The organism is Catenibacterium sp. RTP21428st1_D7_RTP21428_210409, assembly GCF_040227455.1.
Lineage (GTDB): Bacteria > Bacillota_I > Bacilli_A > Erysipelotrichales > Coprobacillaceae > Catenibacterium > Catenibacterium mitsuoka_A.
In genome coordinates this window covers 1-8,111 of sequence record NZ_JBEHVX010000099.1, presented here as the reverse complement: position 1 = coordinate 8,111, position 8,111 = coordinate 1, and the positions used below count along the sequence as shown (strand labels likewise).

Annotated in this window: 7 protein-coding genes; 3 read left to right on the top strand and 4 right to left on the bottom strand. The window is 30.0% G+C overall.

Going from position 1 to position 8,111, the window contains the following annotated elements:
- Positions 1 to 137: 137 nt before the first annotated feature.
- Positions 138 to 1,937, bottom strand: a complete 1,800-nt coding sequence (locus ABUA27_RS11205; protein ID WP_317375644.1) for an ATP-binding cassette domain-containing protein — start codon at positions 1,935 to 1,937, stop codon at positions 138 to 140.
- 52 nt (positions 1,938 to 1,989) lie between these two features.
- Positions 1,990 to 2,373: a hypothetical protein gene (locus ABUA27_RS11200; RefSeq protein ID WP_349820728.1), complete on the bottom strand. Its 384-nt coding sequence runs from the start codon at positions 2,371 to 2,373 to the stop codon at positions 1,990 to 1,992.
- Between the two features lie 414 nt (positions 2,374 to 2,787).
- Between ABUA27_RS11200 and ABUA27_RS11195 the strand changes: the two genes are divergently transcribed.
- The 3 genes from ABUA27_RS11195 (at position 2,788) to ABUA27_RS11190 (ending at position 4,053) form a co-directional block, all read left to right on the top strand.
- Entirely contained in the window at positions 2,788 to 3,324 is a 537-nt protein-coding gene (locus tag ABUA27_RS11195) for a DUF2599 domain-containing protein (RefSeq protein ID WP_317375640.1), read from the top strand.
- 20 nt (positions 3,325 to 3,344) lie between these two features.
- Complete coding sequence (locus ABUA27_RS12715) at positions 3,345 to 3,692, top strand: thioredoxin family protein (protein ID WP_502361466.1); 348 nt, start codon at positions 3,345 to 3,347, stop codon at positions 3,690 to 3,692.
- Positions 3,693 to 3,783: 91 nt separating this feature from the next.
- Positions 3,784 to 4,053 carry a hypothetical protein gene (locus tag ABUA27_RS11190; RefSeq protein ID WP_238703653.1) on the top strand — a complete coding sequence of 90 codons (270 nt, stop codon included), beginning with the start codon at positions 3,784 to 3,786 and terminating at the stop codon, positions 4,051 to 4,053.
- Positions 4,054 to 4,434: 381 nt separating this feature from the next.
- On the opposite strand, the gene ABUA27_RS11185 is transcribed toward ABUA27_RS11190, so the two are convergent.
- Together ABUA27_RS11185 and ABUA27_RS11180 are read right to left on the bottom strand one after the other, a co-directional pair.
- Positions 4,435 to 6,096 carry an ABC transporter ATP-binding protein gene (locus ABUA27_RS11185; RefSeq protein WP_349820727.1) on the bottom strand — a complete coding sequence of 554 codons (1,662 nt, stop codon included), beginning with the start codon at positions 6,094 to 6,096 and terminating at the stop codon, positions 4,435 to 4,437.
- Complete coding sequence (locus ABUA27_RS11180) at positions 6,089 to 8,011, bottom strand: ATP-binding cassette domain-containing protein (protein ID WP_349820729.1); 1,923 nt, start codon at positions 8,009 to 8,011, stop codon at positions 6,089 to 6,091. The genes ABUA27_RS11185 and ABUA27_RS11180 overlap by 8 nt, the downstream gene beginning before the upstream one ends.
- Between the last annotated feature and the right edge of the window lie 100 nt (positions 8,012 to 8,111).

The following is an 8,111-nucleotide window of genomic DNA, read 5'->3' as shown; positions in this document are numbered from 1 at the left end:
TCAGCTTCATGAACGCCGTTTAATCGGTGCTTATGAAATTTAATTTTCACTGACCTGTGGTTTGTGGGTATTCAAAAGCATTTTTAAATAGAGTCTTTTTTCCAAAAGACACATTAAGCTGTTTAATTTCAAGCATATTAAACCACCTCATTTCTTAGTTCTGTAACAATATCAATCTTTTTGATAAATCTAGATTGCGTAATCACTCTTTCTAAAAGAAGTGCAATTATAAATACAAAAGTAGATATAAGAGGTGCTACAAGTGAGGATATACCTGTTAAAAGCAACATGATAATAGATATAATTGTACTAATTACTAAAACAGCACAAAGCCCAATAATGCTTTCAGTCAGAGATATATGAATCAAATCTTTTTCTCTTAAGCCAGATATTCTTAATAAAACAAGTTCGCTCTTTCTTTGCATTAATAAATGTGATTCAAGAACAATATCAATAATTATAGCTACAAGAATAATAATACCTGCAAATGTAAACATCAACATTTGATAATAGTTGTTTAAGCTATTCATCGATTCTCTATCTGTAAATGAATCATTGATTGTATAACCACTGCTTTCATAGTCTTTAAGAGCTGTTTCTAATTTATCGTATGTATCATAGCAGATTACGTATCCTATATATTGTTTATCTTTACTGTTCTTTTCATAAATGGATTTCATTAATGAATAAGGCATGTAGATATATCTTTGACTTTTTACTACATAATGGACTTTTTTAGAATTTTTAAATACACCATTCATATCAAAACTATGTTCAGTTTGATGCATTCCTTCTCTATCTTTAATTGTTATATCAAGGTCTATTTTGTTGTTCTTGGATTTCTGATTGAGAATATAGAAGGTAGATTCATCCATATAGATACCATTTTGTTTTTCCTGTATAGGTCTATCTATATACTTGGATAAATCATCTTCTTTGAAATAAGGCACAATATAAACTTCTTCACCATTTATATTCGTACACATCTTATATAAAGGATATGCATTCTTATCATTTAATGTAATCAGTTTACTATAATCCTGATCTACATAAGAATGTTCATCTTTTGTGATAATGGCTTTGTTTTCTAATTGTCCTACTAGCATCTGCATTGCTTGCTTTTTAGAGTTATGAATAATTCCAGTCATAACCTGACATGAAACAAGACTTAAAACAAAAACCATCAATAAAAGAACATACATGAATCTATAATGTTTCATATATGTTTTAACATACTCAATACAGAAATTTTGATTAATAGAAGGGGCTGTCCCTTCACCACTTTGATCTTCTGAAAGAAAAAAATCAGAAGATGAAAGCATACCATCTTCAATCATATAAGTAACATCAGCATATTCTATTGCACATTCAGAATGTGATGCCATAACAATAGTCATATCATGACTCAGTTCTTTTAGGATTTCATATATTTGTATTTCATTATCATGATCTAGAGAAGCAGTCGGTTCATCAAGAATAAGAACCTGTGGATGACTAATAAGGGCACACGCAATAGAAAGTCTTTGTCTCTCACCAAGAGAAAGTGTCATAACATTCTGTGATGGAGAGACATCTAAATGCATTCTATCAAGGCATTCATTTATATCATCATCCGTTAATACTTTATTATGAATACGCGCAAAATATTGAAGTGTACCTGTCACATCAAGATGAGGAAGAAGACTACTTTCTTGTAAAACATAACTTATACGATTTCTTCTATATTCATCTCTCATCTTTCCTTCTATGAGTTTTCCATCATAAAAATATTTATAACTACTTTTATTATCCATGAGGGCAATACAATAAAGAAGTGCAGTTTTTCCTGAACCACTTTTACCTCTTAGAAGAGTGATAGAATGAGCGGGAATACTGATAGATACATGATCTAGAACAACTCTATCATAGGTGATGGTTACATCTTTGAGTTCAATCATATTATTATTCCTTTCTAAATATAACTCCCAGTAGAACTGGGAGTCATTAAAATTATTTTATATTACATGTAGACCATTTGTCAGTTGCACCATTTACAGACCAATGATAAATCATGCTGCCGGAATGGAAAACGTAATTATAATCAGTGCTTGAAAAATTTACTTTTTGTTCACAATGGTAAAAACTAGGACTTCTTTTATAAGTTTTTGGACTTCCTGATTTAGTAGCGTATCCAACTTTTCCAGAATAGCCGATACTGGTTGGTGATCCTACTTTCCATCGTGTTGTTTCGTGAGTAAAGTAAGTCGCTGTTACACTAGCAGAGGTTCCTGCACATGTTCCACGTAATGTCTTAGACATTGATGCAGCATAAACGGATTGGATGCTAATAAAACATGCAATACCACTTGCTAATATTATAAATTTCTTTTTCATAACTGTTCTCATTTAGTATTATTATATATATTACAAGAGCATATAGATTATTGAATGTAAACCCTTACATCATAAAATTAATAATGATTTAAAGCAAAAAGTAAAATTACACTTTAAATTATTATTTAGAGAAATTAGATAGACAGTGAATTTACTCAAACTATAAAATGTCAGGAGTGCAAAACTCCTATCATTGCTTTTGGCTTGTAAATTTTTTTGGAGGTGTAGTTCCATATATTTTTTGATTTGTATTATAGATGAAGAGATGCTAGTTTATCTACCTTTTGTGCTTATTTTTCTGATAAAGAAAAAAAGTATGTATATTCTATCAATATACTTATTGATGTAAATTAATGTCTTATGATAAACTATTTTTAAAGAAATCGCTTTCATTGATTGGTACAAGGAGGAAACATGAATAAAATAATATCATTTTTAATTTGCCTTACGTTAGCACTAACTTGTTTAATTGCTAATCCTGTTTATGGAGAAGATGATGGTTTTAGTTTAACTGGAGACGAATACTTAGAAATTTATAATGCTGCATTTGCCAAACAAACTAACAGTTATAAAACTGTCTACAGAGACCAAAATATTACTATGGATATGCTAAAAGCTTCCATAAAAACGTACACTTATAATGAATATTTCAAAAGCGTAAAATGGATAACAAGAAAAGGTGAAGTTTCTTTAAGCATTACTCCTACAAATAAATTATATGGTCGTACCTATAATAATGCAAATGTACTAGCAGTTCATGCAGCTACAGCCTGGAGTTTGTTATACAAAAAACATAAGTCAAGTAGCAAATGGAAAAACACAGCTAGTATGGAGGCACAATTTAATTGCCATGTTATATTTGCAGGGCCTAATAAAACACCTTGGAATATCGAGCCACATAGAACTGAAACAAATTGGGCAATTGTTGTTAAAAATTTTTGCAATCCTTAAAGAAAAAATTGATATATTTGGTGATTATCTGCGTCATATCATCGCTGTATATCAATTTAAAGCCATCTTATAAAATCAAAGTTGAAACAATCCGCGACATCTCCCTATTTGATTCTGATAAGGAATACTTTGTCTATTTCGGTAGGCCTTCTTGTCCGAATTGTATAAAATTTCAACGTTACATTAACAATAATGATTATCGATTGCCCAAAAAAATTTATTACTTTAATACTGACTACTGGAGAAAAAGTGGTGCCACGAATAAAATATGCAAGGAATTTAATGTTAAAGAAGTTCCTTCACTGATTAAAATTAAAAGTGGGAAAACTGTAGAGAAAAGAGATTTATCAAAATTTATAGAAAAATAATATATCTGCTGATAGGCGATTTCTTTTATTAAACTTAAGGAAAGGAAACAAACATTCCTGTATTTAAAAGGTATGTTTCTATTATATAATCATGTCTACAACTATTTTTTACTTTTTAATTGTATTAATTTTACAGTTATTCTTATTCCTATTTATCAAGCGTAATCATAATAATAGCGTACTACTTGTTTTGATTTCTTTAGGTATTTCTATATCTGCTGCGTTATCTTTCTGGAATACAGCTATTCTTATCGATGAATTAGGGATAAGTTCAAGTATTTTCAATTCATTATTCTTTGATACATCTATCATATTATCTTTAATTAATATGTATACTGTACTTAAAGAGAAATTGTATTAGTACTGATATTAATTTTCATTTCTGAGACTTTTATTGATTGAATTGTACGTATGTATGCACACTTATCTTTATATTATTTTGATATTTAATTGGCTTAATTTTAAAAGAATTGATATTGATTATATTAAAATAACTATTTTTTCTCTTATGGTTGTTCTGGCATTGGTTTTGTTTAAGAAAAAAATAAATGTCGGAGTATCGAATGATATTGGAATTTATTTAGACTAATTAAATATGCTTGGAGGGTTACTCAAGTTATAAAAACGCCATGTGTGTGAACACCTGGCGTTTTTTTTTGAACTATTAACTTATGGAATAACTCTTTGCATATTTTGCTTTTTTCTTAAAAGCAGAGATGATTGATTATTCCAATTTAGTTGATCACTTATTATAATTGGGTTGATCAAGCCTTTCAACCTTATGAATGCATAGTGTAGTAATAAATTCTTCTAGTAGAATACTGAAGAACCATAATAAGCATGCATAGAGAATAATAGGTATATGCATCATGAAAGTCATAAAGATACTTATGATTAGTAGTATGATTAAATAGAATACGTAGTAGTAAACATAATCATATCGTGCAAGAGATTTTAACTCTTTAATACTTAATCCATTCTCATATAGGAAGAAGTATTCATCCTTGTTGGAATCAATCGTCTTTTGACGATGATAGATAAGAATAATCAACATGATAATAAATATTGCACATATTAACATCAGTAGACTATTCATCATTCTAGAATTAATCTGAGTGAGGTGATCAAGATTCACATTAGAATATACTGTTAAGTGAGGATCTATATCATTGATTTGTGAAAGAATACTAGATATATATTGTGCATCATCCACTCTCACAAGTAACGTCTTTACATCATCAATCTCAAAGTATTTCCTATATATAGCTTCAGGAAGATAGAGTACATCATCTCCTTGAGAAGAAATAGTATTCTTTTTGCTTATGTAGGATGAAACATGAAAAGTATGATGGTTGATGGTGATGTCTTTACCTAAATTCTTGATTGTACGAGATGCTTTGATTGTATCACCAGTATAGGATTGTACAATTAAAGTATCAGTCACTGTTTCATAGAATGGAGTGACATGAATATGTTCTATTCCATTGAGGTCTCTTCTTATATCCATTCTAATGGGCTCAGTAATAGAATCATAAGCATTCTTACTATTATTTCCATAATAGAGGCGTACATCTAATAGTTTCTCTTGTATCGCATTAATCTCATGTGAATAGTATGTACTATATCCTAATATACCTATAGTCATAGAAAGAATCAAACCAAAAAGTATATATAGGATTTTAGAAGAACGTATAAGATGTTTCTTGTAATAAGATAAATAGTTTTGTGGTTTTCTATTAATAGAAGTGGTTTCTAGTTTTTCTATTGAACTCTTTTTGAGAGGTACTATTTTATGATTCTGAATCTCATAGAGATCATCTGCATAATCAAGAATACGTTTATCATGAGTTGCGATAAGAACGCATACAGGATGTGTATGAATATAATCACTCAGTAGTTCTATTAATAACTTGCAGTTAATAGAATCTAGAGAAGCAGTTGGTTCATCTAAAAGAAGGAGAGAAGGGTCTTTCATCAACGCAAAGGCGATAGCTGCACGTTGTCTTTCTCCTCCTGATACATGATCAGGTGTCTGATTGAGTAGATGTTCTATCTTCATAGAACATAGAATATCATTCATTCTAGTTTCGTTATATTCCTGTCCGGAGAGTAGGAATGCGAATTCCATATTCTCTCTAATGGTCATGTTATTGAATAATGTACTTTCTTGATGTACATAACCAATCTTTTCTTTCCTTGTAGTAAGAGGGTCATCAATAGAATGACCCTCCATTAAATAATCACAGGCTAAAGGGGCTACAAGTCCTAATTGATTCAATAAGGTTGTTTTACCTGTACCACTTTTTCCTTTGATCATAGTAATGCTGTTGTTAGATAAGGTGATGCTTGCATCATCAAAGATTACTCTATCAAATGTGATAGATAGATGATTGATGTTAATCATGATCCGTACTCGTTACCATTATTCTATTTGTAATATAGAAGACTAATGTAGTCACAACAGCACTTACTAAACCTATAACCATCTTGATTGAATTACTTACTAACGCAAACTCACTCGATGAGAATAGTCTTAAACAGAAGGAAAGAAGAACAGTTATAAATAGGAATCTAGACATAAACTGGATATCAACCATATGGATGGATTGAATCTGTTTCTCACTTAAATCAAGTTCTCGATATCTTATATATTCTCTTGATTTATTATAGAGGATTAAGAAGACAACATAGGAAATAAGACCAACAACAGTATAGATGAGAATCATAGTTTGAGTATTCTTAGAATCCTTTTGACGCATCTTTGCTGTTTGTTTGTAATCATCACTCTCTATATAAGTAACGATGCTTGGAGATATCTTATTGAGTCCATTTCTTACCTGATCTACATAACTTGCATTTTCACACTCGACTGCATAAGTTGCAGGAACATAATCAACAATATGTTCGTTTAGATCTTCATATAAACTAATTGAAACATTAGTTGTACGATATTTATTTATAATAGAGTTCGCAAAGTCATTGTTTAAGTAGACTTTAAATTCGTTGTTACCTGTGAAGTCATCCTGATCTTCATTTGATTTGATGACACCATAGATTTTAATAGATACTCTTTTCTTCTGATAAACAGGATGTCGTGTAATTACATCATAAGATTTTTTCTGTAATCCATTTTGATCACCATATCGCATAGTGCCATTATATTCAGTAGAACATACAGGTACACCTATATCCATTTTCATGGTTACAGGAAAATCTGAATCAGTTAATTCTAACGTTTTCATAAGACCTTCGCTTATATAATTTTTGTTTTTATTACCAAACTGACCTTTTATGTAACTTGCTATAGAAATATTATCATCAGTAGAATATTCTCTACCCTTGACTGACATATATGCAAGTAAATTATCATCCTCATCATTTCTTGTATCATAATTACGAGTTGGGAACTGATAATAGCTTGTTATACTTTTAACTCCTTTGATTGATTGAATAGATTGTATTTCTTGAGGAGTCATAGAAAATCCTTGATCATATTCCATGAATCTATAACCAGAAGGTAATTCGTTTCTTGTAATGTATTCCTTGCCAGTATAGATAATTTTACTAGTCAAGTTATCCATCATAGATGCTGTATTCTTGTTTGTCATATATAGTTCTATACCAGAATATAAAGTCATATTGATAATAACTAAACACAACAAAGCATATAAGAGGATGCTGAACTTTTCTTTCTTGCTTTTTACATGTGCAATTCTTTTAGGGGTAAATTCTTGTGTTACTGAGAGTGATTCACCTTTGAATTCGTTATCTTTGACGCGAGTAAATTGAAGATTCTCAATTAAATACTTGATATCTAAATAATCATCAAATTCTTTGTCATGAATAGTAAGAATAATAACACGGTCATGACTATATTCTTTTAATAACTTCATGATTGAATGTTTATCTTCATAATCTACAGAAGATAAAGGTTCATCTAATATAATACAAGGACTATTAGAATAAACACTTAAGGCTATCATGATTTTTTTCTTTTCTCCTAAGGAACAAGAATCATATTTCTGTGATAAATTCGCTTTGATGTTTAAATTGTTGAATAGTTCATCTATTGTATTTTGATCATGCTCTCTATTGTATATAGATTCTATTAATTCAAATTGCTGCGCAATGGTAAGGTCTTTTTTTAATAATGCATCCTGGTTTCCATAGAATATAGAAGTGGCATCATTTACCATAGAGTCTACATGAATCTGTTTAGAAATAATTTTTAAGAAAGTGGTTTTTCCACAGCCACTTTCTCCTGCAATACCTATCATTCCAGTAGAAGGGGCTTTGAAAGATGCACCATCGAAAAGAATTTTATTTGTTTTGTATGTAAAGTTTTTTTTGAATACCCATAATCTACAGGTAACGATTTAAGAGAAGTGTGGAGCAGAAATATTCAGGATATAGACTATT